This is a genomic window from Methylocystis heyeri (genome assembly GCF_004802635.2).
GTDB lineage: Bacteria > Pseudomonadota > Alphaproteobacteria > Rhizobiales > Beijerinckiaceae > Methylocystis > Methylocystis heyeri.
In genome coordinates this window covers 1,832,949-1,848,062 of the sequence record NZ_CP046052.1, presented here as the reverse complement: position 1 = coordinate 1,848,062, position 15,114 = coordinate 1,832,949, and the positions used below count along the sequence as shown (strand labels likewise).

Annotated in this window: 14 protein-coding genes and 1 other RNA gene; 10 read left to right on the top strand and 5 right to left on the bottom strand. The window is 66.3% G+C overall.

All coding sequences use genetic code 11. The features are described from left to right. Positions 1 to 42 precede the first annotated feature (42 nt). On the bottom strand, positions 43 to 906 hold the full coding sequence (locus H2LOC_RS08350; protein WP_136495980.1) for a chorismate mutase: 864 nt from the start codon (positions 904 to 906) through the stop codon (positions 43 to 45). A 197-nt stretch (positions 907 to 1,103) separates the two neighbouring features. Between H2LOC_RS08350 and H2LOC_RS08345 the strand changes: the two genes are divergently transcribed. From H2LOC_RS08345 to H2LOC_RS21525, 4 genes are all read left to right on the top strand, one after another. Beyond that, positions 1,104 to 2,555, top strand: coding sequence for a choice-of-anchor tandem repeat GloVer-containing protein (locus H2LOC_RS08345; RefSeq protein WP_136495979.1), 1,452 nt, complete (start codon positions 1,104 to 1,106; stop codon positions 2,553 to 2,555). Positions 2,556 to 2,660: 105 nt separating this feature from the next. Further along, positions 2,661 to 3,725: a heat-inducible transcriptional repressor HrcA gene (hrcA, locus tag H2LOC_RS08340; protein WP_246207083.1), complete on the top strand. Its 1,065-nt coding sequence runs from the start codon at positions 2,661 to 2,663 to the stop codon at positions 3,723 to 3,725. Between the two features lie 126 nt (positions 3,726 to 3,851). Then, on the top strand, positions 3,852 to 4,019 hold the full coding sequence (locus H2LOC_RS21530) for a hypothetical protein (RefSeq protein WP_154331601.1): 168 nt from the start codon (positions 3,852 to 3,854) through the stop codon (positions 4,017 to 4,019). Positions 4,020 to 4,180: 161 nt separating this feature from the next. Beyond that, positions 4,181 to 4,351 carry a hypothetical protein gene (locus tag H2LOC_RS21525; RefSeq protein WP_202620550.1) on the top strand — a complete coding sequence of 57 codons (171 nt, stop codon included), beginning with the start codon at positions 4,181 to 4,183 and terminating at the stop codon, positions 4,349 to 4,351. A 199-nt stretch (positions 4,352 to 4,550) separates the two neighbouring features. Here H2LOC_RS21525 and H2LOC_RS08330 read toward each other — a convergent pair whose 3' ends face one another. Together H2LOC_RS08330 and H2LOC_RS08325 are read right to left on the bottom strand one after the other, a co-directional pair. Continuing rightward, a complete protein-coding gene (locus tag H2LOC_RS08330) occupies positions 4,551 to 6,785 on the bottom strand; it encodes a primosomal protein N' (RefSeq protein ID WP_136495977.1) in 2,235 nt (744 codons plus the stop codon). 51 nt (positions 6,786 to 6,836) lie between these two features. Further along, positions 6,837 to 7,190, bottom strand: coding sequence for a small metal-binding protein SmbP (locus H2LOC_RS08325; protein ID WP_136495976.1), 354 nt, complete (start codon positions 7,188 to 7,190; stop codon positions 6,837 to 6,839). 138 nt (positions 7,191 to 7,328) lie between these two features. Between H2LOC_RS08325 and rnpB the strand changes: the two genes are divergently transcribed. Next, an RNA gene (rnpB, locus tag H2LOC_RS08320) (RNase P RNA component class A) lies at positions 7,329 to 7,713 on the top strand. Between the two features lie 93 nt (positions 7,714 to 7,806). Here the strand turns inward: rnpB and H2LOC_RS08315 are convergent. Beyond that, entirely contained in the window at positions 7,807 to 8,163 is a 357-nt protein-coding gene (locus H2LOC_RS08315; RefSeq protein WP_136495975.1) for an endonuclease domain-containing protein, read from the bottom strand. 86 nt (positions 8,164 to 8,249) lie between these two features. Beyond that, entirely contained in the window at positions 8,250 to 8,669 is a 420-nt protein-coding gene (locus tag H2LOC_RS08310; protein ID WP_136495974.1) for a protease inhibitor I42 family protein, read from the bottom strand. A gap of 298 nt (positions 8,670 to 8,967) precedes the next feature. On the opposite strand from H2LOC_RS08310, the gene rsmH reads away from it, so the two are divergent. From rsmH to H2LOC_RS08285, 5 genes are read left to right on the top strand one after another with little or no spacing between them, the layout of a single operon-like run. Further along, a complete protein-coding gene (rsmH, locus tag H2LOC_RS08305; RefSeq protein ID WP_136495973.1) occupies positions 8,968 to 9,978 on the top strand; it encodes a 16S rRNA (cytosine(1402)-N(4))-methyltransferase RsmH in 1,011 nt (336 codons plus the stop codon). After that, entirely contained in the window at positions 9,979 to 10,407 is a 429-nt protein-coding gene (gene ftsL / locus H2LOC_RS08300; RefSeq protein WP_136495972.1) for a cell division protein FtsL, read from the top strand. After that, positions 10,404 to 12,218, top strand: coding sequence for a peptidoglycan D,D-transpeptidase FtsI family protein (locus H2LOC_RS08295; protein WP_246207082.1), 1,815 nt, complete (start codon positions 10,404 to 10,406; stop codon positions 12,216 to 12,218). Before ftsL ends, H2LOC_RS08295 begins: the two co-directional genes overlap by 4 nt. Then, positions 12,218 to 13,675 carry a UDP-N-acetylmuramoyl-L-alanyl-D-glutamate--2,6-diaminopimelate ligase gene (locus tag H2LOC_RS08290; protein WP_136495971.1) on the top strand — a complete coding sequence of 486 codons (1,458 nt, stop codon included), beginning with the start codon at positions 12,218 to 12,220 and terminating at the stop codon, positions 13,673 to 13,675. Before H2LOC_RS08295 ends, H2LOC_RS08290 begins: the two co-directional genes overlap by 1 nt. Next, positions 13,672 to 15,102 (top strand): UDP-N-acetylmuramoylalanyl-D-glutamyl-2,6-diaminopimelate--D-alanyl-D-alanine ligase, encoded by a 1,431-nt coding sequence (locus tag H2LOC_RS08285; RefSeq protein ID WP_136495970.1) that lies wholly within the window; start codon positions 13,672 to 13,674, stop codon positions 15,100 to 15,102. Before H2LOC_RS08290 ends, H2LOC_RS08285 begins: the two co-directional genes overlap by 4 nt. Positions 15,103 to 15,114: the final 12 nt, after the last annotated feature.

Genomic DNA, 15,114 nt, shown 5'->3' with positions numbered 1-15,114 from the left:
GCAAAGTCCTGTTTGTGATTCTCGGATCGAAGTTGGGGAAATTCAGCTTTTCGGCGCAAAGACGCCGGCGCGGGCCTCGTTCATCTCGAAACGCGCGGCGTGGCCGCCCACGGATTCGACTCTCGCGCCCACGACTCCGGCGTTGGCGAGTTCGCGCACGAGGCCGCCTTCGCCGATGGCGGCGGGGGCCGCCACGAGCAGCGCATAGCCGCCGGATTTGGGAGCGCTGGCGAGGATCTCGCCCTGCGCCGCAGCGATGGCGGCGGGCGCGGCGTGGCTCCATTGCGCCAGCGAGACCGAATGAAGCGCGATGTCCTGCGGCCCCAGTTCGGCGGCAGGCTTCGCCACCACGAAGACGGGCAGTCCGGCGGGGTGATCGGGTCGTTCGACGAAGGGCAGGCGCGCGATGATCTTCGGAGCGGCGTCTCCGACGAGGCGCAGCCACCAGGCTCCGTCGCCGCTGCCGCCGGCCGAGCGCAGCACCCCGAGATCGCCGCCGGAGCGTTCCACCGCCTCGATCACCGCCACCGCCCCGTGATGCGGAACGTAAGGCACGGTGAAGCCGAAGTGAAAGCGCGCGCTGTCCCGCATTTGCGCGTCCCCGCCCGAGTCGTCGGCGTGAACGGAATAATGCGCCTGAACATAAGTGAAGGTGGAGACGATGATGCGCCAGATTCCTTCGACCGCGTCGAGCGGCAGCAGGCCCTGGTGGCGCTCGACCAGCGCACGCATCATCTGGGCTTCGCGGTCGGGGCGGAAGGCGCAGCCGCCGCCCTGCGCGCGCTTGACCTCGATCAGCCGGTCGATGATCTCGCCGCGCTGCATCAGCAGCTTGTGCATGGCGAGGTCGATACGGTCGATCTCACAGCGCAATTCGCTGAGCGTGTCGGTCGGGGTCTTGAACACGGTTGGATCTCTTTTGGGGCGCGCCGCTTTCGGAGCCTTGTCTTAGGGCAGGGGAGGCGCCGGCGCAATCTAGGCGACGCGCGGTTCCAGCGCGACGCGGAGCGTAAACCGTGGGCAAGCTTGCAAAAAAAGTGTGACTCCACGCATACTTAAGCTACTGCCCCACCTCTCGAATACGTCGATTGGAGCCGTCCAACATGATTTGTTCGCTGTTTTTCCGCGCGGTGTATGTCGCCTGCGCAATTTTCGCCGCTCACGCGGCTAGGGCGGAGGAAGCCGGGCCGTCGGCGAGTGTCGCAACCTCGACCAGGGCTGGCGCGGTCAGGCCAAAAGTCCCGACTACCGAGACCATTCTGCATTATTTTCAAGGCTCGGCCGCCAATGACGGGGCAACGCCGTATGTCGCCGGTCTGATCGCCGCGGATGACGGTTCGCTTTATGGCGCAACGGCCCAGGGCGGCGTGTGGGGCGGTTGCGCCGGGATGGGCTGTGGCGCGGTGTTCAAGCTCACGCCGCCGGCGTCGGGCGTCGGCCCCTGGACGGAGACAATTCTGTATCAATTCCCCCAAGCGCCGGGCGGTTGCAAGGGAGCTTATCCCGGCGAAATCGTGACGGATCGGAGCGGAGCGATTTACGGGATCGCCGAGGGCGGCGGCCAGATCCCGTGCAGCGTGGTCTATAAGCTCGCCCCGCCACAGGCCGGACAGGCCCAGTGGAGCATGACCGTCCTCGCCGCATGGACGGATACGATATATGGCCAAGACTACCCCCTCTATCTGGCGCTGGGACCGGACGGCGCGCTTTATGGCGTGGCGCAGAACGGCGGGTCCCATGGCTACGGCATGATCTACAAGGTGACGCCGAACGCCCATGGAAGCATCGACTGTTCCAGTCCGGCGGGCAGCAGTTCACGGAGATGCGGCGTCACCGTCCTTTATAATTTCACCGGAGGCGCGGACGGCGGCTCGCCTGCCGGGGGCCTCGTTTTCGACGCCTCGGGAGCGATCTATGGCTCCACCACTTTGGGCGGCGCCGTGAACTGCGGCTTGGGAGCGGCGCAGGGATGCGGCGCAGTGTTCAGATTGACGCCGCCGCCGCCGCCGACCAACTGCGGCGTCTGTGCTCCGGCGCAATGGGTTCTGACGTCGATCTACGGTTTCCAGGGCGGCCTGGCCAATGACGGCGCGGGACCGCAAGGCGATTTGATCATCGACTCTTCGGGCGCGCTCTATGGCGTGACCGCGAATGGAGGCCCCGCGAACCAGGGCACGGTGTTCAGGCTGACGCCGCCCGCGGCTGGTCAAACGCAGTGGAGCGAGGCCATCCTCTATTCTTTCCCGGTCACGCAAACCCACACGGCCCCCTATGGGTCCCGGCCGTTTGGCCGTCTGGTCTTCGACGCCAGCGGTAATTTGTACGGGACGACCGTTGGCGGCGGCAGGTGGGGCATGGGCGTCGCCTACATGCTGTCGCCGCCGCAGCAGGGCCCGGCGCAATGGAATGAAACCGTCCTGCATTCCTTCAATTCCACTGGAGGGCAAGACGGATCGACGCCTCTCGGCTTCGCCATCGGCAAGTCCGGAGCCCTGTACGGCATGACGATGCAAGGCGGCTCCTACGGCTGGGGTGAAGTCTTCAGCCTGAATTAACGGCCTCTTCGGAAAGGAAGCTTCGGCTCCGTACCGGGCGGGGTCGACGCCTTCGGACCCTCTCCCGTTCTCGCGCCGATGCGTTATTGTGGCGGGATGATAGCCATGCCGCCACGCATAACCCCCTCCAACCTTCCCCAGCTCGGCGACCGCTCACGGGAGATTTTCCGCCAGATCGTCGACAGCTACCTGGCTTCGGGCGAGCCGGTGGGCTCGCGCCACCTCTCTCGCCTGCTGCCGATGTCGCTCTCCCCGGCTTCGATCCGCAATGTGATGCAGGATCTGGAGGAGCTCGGCCTCGTCTACGCGCCTCATATCAGCGCCGGTCGCCTGCCCACCGAACTGGGCTTGCGCTTTTTTGTCGATTCGCTGCTCCAGGTCGGCGACCTCGAGGCAGAAGAGCGCGCCCAGATCAAGTCTCAGGTCGAGGCCGCCTCCAAGGACCGGGACCTCGAGGGCGTGCTGACGGAGGCCACCAGCCTGCTTTCGGGCCTTACCCGGGTCGCCGGCGTGGTCGTGGCCGGCAAGAACGACGCGCGCCTGAAGCAGATCGACTTCGTGCGGCTGGAGCCCGAGCGGGTGCTGGCCATTCTCGTCGCCGAGGACGGCGCGGTGGAGAACCGGGTTCTGCCGGTTCCCCGCGATTTGCCCGCTTCGGCGCTTGTCGAGGCCGAAAACTACCTCAACGCCAGAATCAAGGGACGCACGCTGGCGGAAGCGCGGGCGCAGGTCGAAGGGGCGCGCGCCGCCGCCCAGGCGGAGCTGGACACGCTGACCGCGCGGCTGGTCGATGCGGGGCTTGCGAGCTGGGGCGGATCGGGGCGCCAGCTCATCGTGCGCGGGCAGGCCCATCTGCTCGAAGACCTCACGGCCATGGAGGAGCTGGAGCGCATCCGCCTGCTGTTCGCCGATCTCGAGACCCAGACCGAGGTCATCGACCTCCTGGAGCGCGCCGAGGAGGGCGAGGGCGTGCGCATTTTCATCGGCTCCGAAAACAAGCTGTTTTCGCTGTCGGGCTCCTCGATGATCGCAGCCCCGCTGCGGGACGCCAATAGAAGGATCGTCGGCGCCCTCGGCGTCATCGGGCCGACGCGGCTCAATTACGCCCGCATCGTGCCGATGGTGGACTATACCGCGCGCGTGGTGATGCGGGTGGTGGGCGGCGGGTAATGTCTATGGCTTAGGTGAAGTCAAACTTTTTTGACGCGACCTATTGTCGCAGTCTGTGATCGGAGTATTATTCTCTCTGTCCGGGCCATCGGGGCCTGAGCATTCGAGTTCGGGGAGGATTTTCGCATGTCGATGGCAGTCCACCACAATTCCGAATTGGGCAAGGTCGCCCTCGCCATCATCGGCGTCGTCGCTTTCGTGATGGTCGCCTTGACTTGGGTGCCGGAACTCATGGCGCCGCAGGGCGGACCCGGCGGGTCGGATCCTGGAAGCACCGTCAGGATGATCCGTTGAGCCGGATGTAGACCGAGTCTTGTTTCAGCCGCGTCGGCATTTCCGGCGCGGCTTTTTTGTATGGATGAAATTTTGAGACAGGCCATTGCCTGCGCATGAGACTCCGCTAGCTGCCAATAGAGCCGCACGGTGCGGCGGATATAACGGTAACGAGGCTGTCCATGCCCCTTGCAGTCCACCACAATTCCGAAATCGGAAAAGTCCTGATGGCGATCATCGGCATCGTCGTCTTCGTCGTGATCGCCTTGACCTGGATTCCCGAATTGATCGCTCCCCAGGGCGGCACCGAGAGAGAGACCAATATGGGTCAAACGGTCAGGATGATCCGCTAATCCGGGTTTCACGCGCGGGATTATGGCTCCAGGGCCGATATTCTTACCAGTTTTTCTTTGCTTCCCGAGGCGTCATCCCCCCGACGCCCGCTCCTTGACCTGCGGCTCGGTTTCCCCGGGCCGCATTTTTTTTGCTTCCACTCCCGTTACCGCTCCTTCTCCCCGCGTTGGCGGTCGCGGCGCGGGGAGAGGGATCAGCTCACAAAAAGCTTTGCGGGTCGACGTCGACCTGCACGCGCACGCCGCCGCGCTCCTTGGGTCCCGCCGCCAGCATGTCGCGCAAAAAGCCCTGCAGATCGGCGCTGCGCGGGGCCTTGATCAGCAGGCGCCAGCGAAAGCGTCCGCGCACGAGCGCGATCGGCGCTTCGGCCGGGCCGAGCACGAGGATCTCGTTTTCCTCAGGGAGGCCGCCCAGCGCCGCGACGCGGTAACGCGGCGTCGGCGGCAGGCTTTGCGCCGCGCGCGCCAGCGCTCGCGCATGGCTTTCCGCGAGCGCGGACTCCTTCGCGGAAACGATCAGCGCCGCGAGCCGGCCGAAGGGCGGCAGTCCCGCGCGTTCGCGCAGCGCGATCTCCTGAGCGTAAAAAGCCTCGGCGTCGCCCGAAAGCAGCGCACGGATCACCGGATGCTCGGGCTGAAAGGTCTGGAGCAGGGCCCTGCCGGGCTTGTCGCCGCGTCCGGCGCGGCCGGTCACCTGAGCGAGCAGTTGGAATGTGCGCTCGGCCGCACGCGGGTCGCCGCTGCCGAGGCCGAGATCGGCGTCGACCACGCCGACGAGCGTCAGATAGGGGAAATTATGGCCCTTGGCGACGAGCTGGGTGCCGATCACGATGTCGAAGGCGCCGCTCGCGATCTCTTCGATCTCGCGCCGCAGCCGTTCCGCGCCGCCGGGAAAATCGGACGACAACACCAGCGTGCGGGCGTCGGGAAAGAGCATAGCCGCCTCCTCGGCCAGTCTTTCGACGCCCGGTCCGCAGGCGGTGAGGGAATCCTCCGCCTCGCATTCGGGGCAGGCGTCGGGCCGGCGCTCCATATGGCCGCAATGGTGGCAGACCAGCGCGCGGCGGAAGCGGTGCTCCACCAGCCAGGCGTCGCAATTGCGGCAGCGGAACCTGTGGCCGCAATGGCGGCACAAAGTGAGCGGAGCATAGCCGCGCCGATTGAGGAAAAGCAGCGCCTGTTCGCCCCGAGCGACGGTTTCGCCCACCGCCATAGCGAGTCGCGGCGCGATCCAGCGATGCTTGTCCGGGCCTGCGACGCGCATGTCTATGGCGTCGAGCGCCGGCATCGGCCGGGCGCCGGCGCGCGCGTCGAGATGCAGCCGGACATAGCGGCCGCTGGCGGCGTTGACTCGCGTCTCGATCGAAGGCGTGGCGGAGGCGAGCACGATCGCCGCTTGCTCGATGCGCGCGCGCACCACGGCCATATCGCGCGCATGATAAGAGACCACCTCGTCCTGCTTGTAGGCGCCTTCATGTTCTTCGTCGACCACGATGAGACGCAGGTCGCAAAAGGGAAGAAACAGCGCCGACCGCGCGCCGACGACGACCTTGACCTCGCCTTCCGCGGCAGCGCGCCAGATGCGCGCGCGCCTGCGCGGCGTGACGCCGGAGTGCCATTCCGCCGGCGGCGCGCCGAAGCGCGCGGCGAAGCGCTCCAGGAACTGCTTGGTCAGCGCGATTTCCGGCATCATGACCAGCGCCTGTCCGCCGTTTTGCAGAGCGGCGGCGATGGCCTCGAAATAGACTTCGGTCTTGCCGGAGCCGGTGACGCCTTCGAGCAGGAAAGGCCGATAGCCGCGGGCGAAAACCGCTTCCCTGAGGGCCTCGGCCGCCTCAGCCTGCCTGGGCTCCAGCCTGGGCGCGCCGAACAAGGCGTCGAGCGGCTCGGCGACGGGCGCGGGGGGCGCCGTCACGGTTTCGAGCGCCCCTTCGTCGACGAGGGCGTCGATGACGCCGCCGGAGCAGGAGGCGGCCTCCATCAGCGCCTTTTTGGCGAAGGTCATGCCGCCCTCGGCGGTTTTCAGCACGCGCGCCCTGGTTTGAGTGGGGCGTTGAGGCTGCTTGCCTGTGGTGCGGTAGAGCAGGCGGGGCGCGTCCGGGGCGGCGTCCTCGGCGGCGCGGGTGGCGAGGCGAAGCGCCATGCCGCGCGGGGTCAGGGTCCAGCGCGCCAGCCAATCGAGAAAATCCCGCATGCGTTGCGAGAGCGGCGGCCGGTCGTAGCGCGAAATCACGCTCTTGAGATTGCCGATCGCTGCCGGCGCCGGCGCCGCTTCCCAAACGACGCCATAGGCGTCGCGCGCGCCCAGCGGAACCTTCACGCTGTCTCCGGGCGCGAGATCGAGGCCCGGCGGCGCGAAATAGCTATAGGTCTGATCCACCGCCACCGGCAGCAGAACCTCGACGATCTTCGCTCCGCCGCCCGTGTCGCTCATGGCCTGCGGTTTAGCACGGCGGAATCGCGAGCGGCGAGGGTGGTTGCGATACTATTTCGCGGCCTTGAGCTGTCCGAGCGCCTTGGTCGCCTGGGTGGCGCCCTTGTGCAAAATGCTCGGCCAATGGCTGCCGTCGACGATTCTGCGACCGTGACGCAGATAGAGGATGGCTTTCTTTATGTGCATGTTGGGGTGGGCTTTTTGCGCCATCACCGCATGATCGATCGCGTTGTCGATATGCTGGATGAAGGACGAGCCGTGGTGGGGCTCGGTGCCGTAATGGATCGCCTTTTGGGTTTCGGCGATCGCCATGTCGAGATGGCTTTGCTGCGGCTGGGCGGAGGCTGGCGCGGCGAGCAAGGCGAGAGCCAAGCCTATGGAAGTCAAATAGCGACGGAAATTCATGACGGCCTTCCTCGCAAAAAAGGGGTCTTGAGAAACCCGGTCGGCCAGCCCCGTCAAAATAGCTAGTTCGACGCCGCGCCGGGGAAAGCTGCGGCGCGCCGCTTGACGTTCTCGCCCCGGCTCCCTATCCCATGAGAGCCAGCCGGCCGGATGACCGCTGCCGCAAGGGAGAGGAAAGTCCGGGCTCCACGGAGACACGGCGCCGGATAATGTCCGGCGGGGGCGACCCCAGGGAAAGCGCCACAGAAATCGAACCGCCGCGCAGGACGCGGTAAGGGTGAAAAGGTGCGGTAAGAGCGCACCGCTCGGACGGCAACGTCCGAGGCATGGCAAGCCCCGCCGGGAGCAAGACCGAATAGGGGCGACAGAGGGCGCAAGCCTTCAGCCCGTCTCCGGGCCCGTCGCCCGGGTTGGTCGCCAGAGGCGGCCGGCAACGGCCGTCCCAGATGAATGGTCGTCACGCGAGGCCTGAGGGAAACCTTGCCTCGCCATACAAAACCCGGCTTACAGGCCGGCTGGCTCTTTTCACGTCGAAATTTGGCCCGGCGGCGCGGGCGGATACCCTCTCCCCGCGGTGCGCGGGGAGAGGGTTAGGGTGAGGGGCTTGGGGCTTTTTTCAATCACGCTCCAATGCGGCTAGAATCGTATCGCAGACGCTTTCGAGAGATTGAGAAACGTCAATGTTGTTGATCCGCAGGACGCGGTAGCCGGCTTCCTCGAGGAACGTAGTGCGCCGGGCGTCATAGGCGATTTCTTCGTCGCTGGAGTGAGTCGCGCCGTCGACCTCGACAATCAGCTTGCGCTCCCGACATACGAAATCACCGAAATAGGGGCCGATCGGATGCTGCCGCACGAATTTCCAGCCTGCTAACTGGCGGCCGCGCAATCTGCGCCAGAGCTTTTCTTCGGCCTGCGTCTGGTAGGCGCGCAGATCACGGCTTCGATTGCGCTCGAACAGACGGATTCCGCGCAAGCGTTTTCCTCTCGCTCTTTTTACCCCGGCCCCTCACCCTAACCCTCTCCCCGCGGTGCGCGGGGAGAGGGGACTGGGTTGCGCCCTCACTTCACGCTGGCGTCCACCTCTTGCGTCTGCGCCGGGGCCTTTCCCTTCTCCCAGGGCCGTTCCAGCACAAGGACCAGTTTGGCCTGACCCGAAGCCAGCGCGATCACGGACCATTTATGGACGCCGGGGGCGCCGACGATCGGCGGGGCGCCGGGTTTCTGCTGGGGAGGCGAGAAGCCGAGATCGTCGAGCCGGACCACGCCGGCGTTCTGGCTCTTATCCGGATCCAGGCGCCAGACATAGCCGGTGGTGGGGTTCTCCTGCAGCGTGAATCCGGCGGTCTCTCCAGGCGCGAGTTTGATCGAAATCGATTCGGCCAGGGCCGGGGCGGCCAGCAGGGCCAGAGCCAAACCTGTTCGCAACGGTTTGAATTTCCCCATTTCTGCGCCCTCCGGCGGTCTCTCGAACCGATTCATTCTCGAAATCCTGTAAACCCGGTCTTAACACTAACAAAGCTTAATGGAACATGGTTGCCGAATTGGCGCGGCGGCGGCCGTTTCCGTTTCGACGCCCCTGGCTTTAATCTTGCCCCTGACCGCCCCGCCGCTATCCGGGTTCCAAGCCCCGCCCTCGCCGGGACGCCGCGCGCTTGTTCCGCGCGCGCTCGATGGACGGGCGCTCCGTCGTTGCGAGCATATGGCGAAGCGATGGAGACGGTCGAAGCCTCGTCCAGCGCCGGGAGCCGGGATTACATTCTCCTCGAGGAGCAGTTTCATGAACGGCGCCGACGCCCGCCATGTTCCGGTGCTGATGCGCGAAGCGGTTGCGGCGCTGGCGCCTCGCGACGGGGGACGCTATCTCGACGGCACCTTCGGCGCCGGCGGCTATACGCGCGCCATACTGGAAATCCCGGGAACGCGTGTCCTCGCTCTCGACCGCGACCCCACCGCAATCCGGGAGGGCGGCGCCCTGGTCGCGCAGAGCGGGGGCCGTCTCATCCTCGCGGAAGCGCGTTTCTCCGAACTGGAGGAAATCGCGGAGGCCAGGGGCTTCTTGCCGCTCGATGGCGCGGTTTTCGACATCGGCGTCTCCTCCATGCAATTCGATCAGGCGGAGAGGGGATTTTCCTTCCGCAGCGACGGGCCGCTCGACATGAGGATGGAGGGCCAGGGCCGTAGCGCCGCCGACATCGTCAACGAGGCGGACGAGGAAGACCTCGCCGATATCCTCTACTACTATGGCGAAGAGCGCGCTTCCCGCCGCATCGCCCGGGCCATTGTTCACGACCGCCAGAGCACGCCTTTCACGACGACGCGGCAGCTCGCCTCGATGATCGAGCGCGTCGCCCCGGGCCGGCCCGGCGACATTCATCCGGCCACCAGAAGCTTCCAGGCCCTGCGGATTGCGGTGAACGACGAACTCGGCGAGCTCGTCGCCGCCCTTCACGCCGCCGAGCGCGCGCTGTGCGAGGGGGGCGTTCTGGCCGTGGTGACTTTCCATTCGCTCGAAGACCGCATCGTGAAGCTCTTCTTCAGCGAGCGGGGCGGGCGCGGGGAAACCGGTTCGCGCCGGCTGCCCGGCGAGCGCGCGCCGCCGGCCGCGACCTTCGTTTGCAAGGGGCGTCAGCCCATAGCGCCGGGGCCTGAGGAGATCGCCGCCAATCCGCGCGCCCGCTCGGCCAAGCTGCGCTACGGCGTGCGGACGGGCGCCACGCCGCGCGAGGCCGAGGACAAACTGCTGCGTCTCGCGCGCCTGCCGTCCCAAGCCGAGGGGAGGGGCGAATAGATGCTGCGCTTTCTCAATATCGCCGCGATTCTGACGTTAGTCGGGTCCGCGCTCTACGCCTATTCGATCAAATATCAGACGAGCTACCGCGCCGAGCAGATCGCGAAAACCAGACTCGAAATCAAGGCGGAGCGCGACGCCATCGGCGTGCTGCGCGCCGAATGGGCCTTCCTCACCCGGCCCGAGCGCATCCAGCAGCTCGCCGACCGCTACCTCGATCTTCAGCCGCTCACGGTGGACAAGATCGTCACGGCGCGCTCCCTGCCCGAGCGGGGCGTTCACGTCGACGCTATCGCCAACAAGATCGACGCGCTGGGGCTCGACAGCACGCCGCCCGCCGATCCGGGCGCCGCGCCGACGACGCCGAAAGGTAGCGCCAAAGAATCCAAGGGAAGCACGAAGCCGCAGACCGCCGGACACCCAAGATGACCATGCACACAGGCGATTTTTTTGAGGCGCCGCAGGCGACCGCCCCCGACGCGAGGCCCCGGAAGGGCAAGAGCGTCGGAGCGCGGCTGCGCGATTTTTCGAGGGTCGCCTTCTCGACGAGCCTCTCAACGAGCACGTCGCGCATCCGGCTGGTGGCGATAGCCTTCCTCGGCCTTTATGCGATCATCGGCGGTCGCCTGGTCTATCTCGGATTCAAACCCGATCCGGCGAACCTGCGCCGCGCCGCCGCCGAGGCCGTGGCCGCCTCCCGGCCCGATCTTCTGGACCGCAACGGGGAAATCCTGGCGACCGACGTCAAAACCATGTCGGTCTTCGCCGAACCCCGCCGGCTGATCGACAAGGACGAGGCCACGGAGCTTCTCACCGCAGCGTTGCCTCAGGTCGACGCCAAGGAGCTGCGCGAGCGTCTCGGCTCTAAAAAGGGCTTCGTCTGGGTCAAGCGCGAGGTCACGCCGCATCAGCGCGACGAGGTGTTTCACCTCGGCCTTCCCGGCGTGGGACTGCTCGCCGAGAACAAGCGCGTCTATCCCAACGGGCCGCTCGGCGCTCATGTGCTGGGCTTCGCCAATATCGACAACGCCGGCATCGCGGGCATCGAGAAATATATCGACGGCCAGGGGCTCGCCGATCTCCATGGCGCGGGATTCAGCCTTGCGCGCGACGATCTGCAGCCGATCGCCCTGTCGCTCGACGTGAAGGCGACCCACGCCCTGCGCGATGAAGTCGTCAAAGGGGTCGAGCACTTCAAGGCCAAGGCGGGCGCCAGCGTCATAATGGACGTCAACACCGGCGAGATCGTCGCCATGGCGTCCTATCCGGATTACGACCCCAACAGCCCGCCGGACGTCCGCGACGCCAATCTCATCAATCGCCTCAACGTCGGCGTCTACGAGATGGGCTCGACCTTCAAGGCCTTGACCATCGCCATGGCGCTGGACAGCGGCAAGGTCAATCTCAACACGCACCTGGACGCCCGCAGCGCGCTCACTTTCGGCCGATTCAAAATTCACGATTATCACGCGCAGAACCGCGCGCTGAGCGTCACGGAAGTATTCACCTATTCGTCGAACGTCGGCACCGCGCGCATGGCGCTGGGGCAGGGCGTCGAGAAGCACAAGGCCTTTCTGCGCAAGATGGGCCAGTTGACGCGCATGCGCACGGAGCTTCCCGAAAGCGCCGAGCCGATCGTGCCTAAAAACTGGGGCGAGCTCAACACCATGACCATCGCCTTCGGCCACGGTCTCGCGGTCGCGCCGCTGCAGGCGATGATGGCGGTCGGCGCGCTGATGAACGGCGGCTATCTCATCACGCCCACATTCCTGAAGCGCAACGAGGAAGAGGCGAGGAAGGACGCGCCGCGCGTCATCAAGCCCGAGACCAGCGAGGCGATGCGCTTTCTGATGCGCCGCAACGCCGAAATCGGCACCGCCAAGAAGGTCGACGTCCCCGGCTATTTCGTGGGCGGCAAGACCGGAACGGCCGAAAAGGTCGTCAACGGCCATTACGCCAAGAACCGCCTCTTCACCACATTCATGGCGGTCGCGCCCGCGGACAAGCCCAAATATCTCTTTATGACGCTCATGGACGAGCCGCAGGGCCTGCCCGAGACGGGCGGCTACGCGACTGCGGCCTATAACTCCGGAACCGTCACCGGCAAGATCATCGAGCGCGTCGGCCCGATGCTCGATCTGCAACCGCGTTTCGATCCGCCCAAGGAGCCTTTCCCGCTGCTGGCCAGAATGGGCTTCGGCTATGTAAACCAGCCCGCATCGGGCGGCGGAGGACATTGATGAAGCTTGGCGAACTCCTCGCGGATGCGGCGCTCGACGCCGGCCTTTGCGATCTCGGGATCGCCGGGCTGAGCGCGGATAGCCGCCAGATCCGCGAGGGTTTTGTTTTCTTCGCCATTCCGGGCTTTGCCGGGGACGGGCTTTCCTTCGTCGCCGACGCCAAGGCGCGCGGCGCCGTCGCCGTGGTCGCCCCGCGCGAGGCGCAATGCGGCTTGCCGCTGATCGTCGTTCCGGACGTGCGGGCTGCGCTCGCCCATGCGGCGGCGAGGTTCTATCCGCGCCAGCCCGAAACCATCGCCGCGGTCACGGGCACCAGCGGCAAGACATCGGTTGTCGCCTTTCTGCGCCAGATATGGCTCCAGCTCGGCGCGCGGTCGGCTTCGCTCGGCACGGTCGGCGTGGTTGACGATACGGGCGCGCATTATGGTTCTCTGACCACGCCGGGCCCTGTGGAGTTGCATCGCACGCTCGACGAACTCGCAGGAAGAGGCGTCACCCATCTCGCCATGGAGGCGTCGTCCCTCGGGATCGACCAGCGCCGGCTCGACGGCGTCAGGCTGACTGCGGCCGCCTTCACGAATTTCTCGCGCGATCACCTCGATCATCACCGCGACATGGAAGATTATTTCGCGGCCAAGGCGCGGCTGTTCGACACGCTGCTGGAGCCAGGCCGCACGGCGGTCTACGACGCCGACAGCGACGCGGCGTCGCGCATTCGCGCCATTATCGAGGCCACGGGGCTCAAAGCTTTCGGCGTCGGCGCAAACGGCGACGGCATTACGCTCCTCGAAGCCGATCAGCGCGCTTTTTCAACCGGCTTGCGCCTGCGCTGCGCCGGCGTCGACTACAGCGTGGAGTTGCCGCTCGCGGGAGCGTTCCAGACCGCAAATGCGCTGGTCGCGGCCGGCCTCGCCATAGCCTGCGGCGGCGCGCCCGCCCGCGTTTTGGCGGCGCTCGAAAAGCTGCAGGGCGCCCCCGGCCGGCTGGAGCTGGCGGGCAAGCGGCTGGACGCGCCGGTTTTCATCGATTACGCCCATAAGCCCGATGCGCTGGAAAAGGTGCTGGCTACGGTGCGCCCGCTCGCCAAAGGGCGCGTGATCGTGGTGTTCGGCTGCGGCGGCGACCGCGATCGCGGCAAGCGCCCGCTGATGGGCGGGATCGCCGCGCGCAAGGCGGATGTCGTCATCGTCACCGACGACAATCCGCGCAGCGAGGACGCCGCCTCGATCCGCGCGGCGATACTGGCCGGCGCCGAAAGCGCACAGGGCGCGGCGACGGTTGAGGAAATCGGCGACCGCCGTGAAGCGATTTTCGCCGGCGTCGCGCAGTTGCGCGCGGGCGACGTTCTGGTCGTCGCCGGCAAAGGCCACGAAACCGGCCAGATCGTGGGACAAGTCACGATCCCCTTCTCCGATCATGCGACCGTGAAGGCGGCCCTTCAGGAATATGCTTCATGATCCAGGAACCCTTATGGACCGGCCTCGCCCTTTTCGGGGCGCTCAATGCGCGATTGAGCGGCGGAGGCGTTCCGCGCGAAATCGGCGGCGTCTCGATCGACACGCGCACGTTGCAGAAGGGCGATCTCTTCCTGGCCATCAAGGGCGAGGCCCGCGACGGTCATGAGTTCGTGCGTGCAGCGCATGAAAAGGGCGCCGCGGCGGCTGTCGTCGACGAAGCCCATGCGCGCGAATTGTCCGATGCGGGGCCGCTCTATGTGGTCAAAGACGTGCAGGCCGCGCTGGAACGCCTCGGCGCTTCCGCCCGGGCGCGTTCGGGGGCCTATGTCGCGGCGATCACGGGGTCGGTCGGCAAGACTTCCACCAAGGAAATGGCCAGGGTCGCATTCTCGCGCTTCGGCGCGACTCACGCCTCCGCCGCCTCCTACAACAATCAGTGGGGCGTGCCGCTCTCGCTCGCGAGAATGCATGCCGCGACGCGCTTCGGCGTTTTTGAGCTCGGCATGAACCACGCCGGCGAGATTGCCGGGCTGGTGGAGCAGGTGAAGCCTCATGTCGCGGTGGTGACGCGCGTCGCCGCGGTGCATCTCCAGCATTTCGAGAACATCGAGCAGATCGCCGACGCCAAGGCGGAAGTGTTCGGCGGCGTTCTCGAGGGCGGCGTCGCGGTCATCAATCGCGACGACGAAACCTATGACCGTCTCGCCAGGGCCGCGGCGGCGTCTCCCGCCGCGCATGTCTTCACCTTCGGCGGGCATGAAAGCTCCGACGCCCGGCTGATCGGCTACAAGACCGTCGGCTCGATGGGCGTCGCGGAGGCGCGCGTCTTCGGCCGTCGCGTCGACTTCCGCATCAATGCGCCCGGCCTCCACATGGCGCAAAACGCGCTTGCAGTGCTGCTCACGGCGCATGTGTTCGACGTCGATCTCGATGAAGCGGCGGCGGCGCTGGAGGATTTCACTCCTCCGACAGGCCGCGGGCTTCGCGAGCAGCTCGCCGTCGAAGGCGGGGAAATCACGCTCATCGACGAGAGCTACAACGCCAACCCGACCTCCATGCGCGCCGCGCTCGAACTGCTCAAATCCGCTTGGGTCGGGTCGGGCGGAAGGCGCATCGCGGTGCTGGGCGACATGCTCGAGCTTGGACCGCATTCCGGCGAGCTGCACGCCGAACTGGCCGACGATCTCTCGCGCGCCGGAGTCGATCTCGCCTTCACCGCCGGCCCCGACATGGCGCGCGCCTATTACGACGCGCCGGAGCGGATGCGGGGCGCGCATCGCCGCACGGCGTCGGAGCTCGAAGAGCTGGTCGTCGCGGCGCTCCGTCCCGGCGACGTCGTGATGGTGAAAGGCTCCAATGGTTCGCGCATGGGCCAAATCGTAGCGGCCTTGCGCAAGAAATCCGCTTCCACCGCGAACGCAAGTTAAGGACCCCCATAC

Coding starts and splice junctions, on each gene's coding strand:
- H2LOC_RS08345 (WP_136495979.1), top strand. CDS start 1,104: ATGATTTGTTCGCTGTTTTTCCGCGCGGTGTATGTCGCCTGCGCAATT.
- hrcA (WP_246207083.1), top strand. CDS start 2,661: ATGCCGCCACGCATAACCCCCTCCAACCTTCCCCAGCTCGGCGACCGC.
- H2LOC_RS21530 (WP_154331601.1), top strand. CDS start 3,852: ATGTCGATGGCAGTCCACCACAATTCCGAATTGGGCAAGGTCGCCCTC.
- H2LOC_RS21525 (WP_202620550.1), top strand. CDS start 4,181: ATGCCCCTTGCAGTCCACCACAATTCCGAAATCGGAAAAGTCCTGATG.
- H2LOC_RS08330 (WP_136495977.1), bottom strand. CDS start 6,785: ATGAGCGACACGGGCGGCGGAGCGAAGATCGTCGAGGTTCTGCTGCCG.
- H2LOC_RS08325 (WP_136495976.1), bottom strand. CDS start 7,190: ATGAATTTCCGTCGCTATTTGACTTCCATAGGCTTGGCTCTCGCCTTG.
- H2LOC_RS08310 (WP_136495974.1), bottom strand. CDS start 8,669: ATGAATCGGTTCGAGAGACCGCCGGAGGGCGCAGAAATGGGGAAATTC.
- rsmH (WP_136495973.1), top strand. CDS start 8,968: ATGAACGGCGCCGACGCCCGCCATGTTCCGGTGCTGATGCGCGAAGCG.
- ftsL (WP_136495972.1), top strand. CDS start 9,979: ATGCTGCGCTTTCTCAATATCGCCGCGATTCTGACGTTAGTCGGGTCC.
- H2LOC_RS08295 (WP_246207082.1), top strand. CDS start 10,404: ATGACCATGCACACAGGCGATTTTTTTGAGGCGCCGCAGGCGACCGCC.
- H2LOC_RS08290 (WP_136495971.1), top strand. CDS start 12,218: ATGAAGCTTGGCGAACTCCTCGCGGATGCGGCGCTCGACGCCGGCCTT.
- H2LOC_RS08285 (WP_136495970.1), top strand. CDS start 13,672: ATGATCCAGGAACCCTTATGGACCGGCCTCGCCCTTTTCGGGGCGCTC.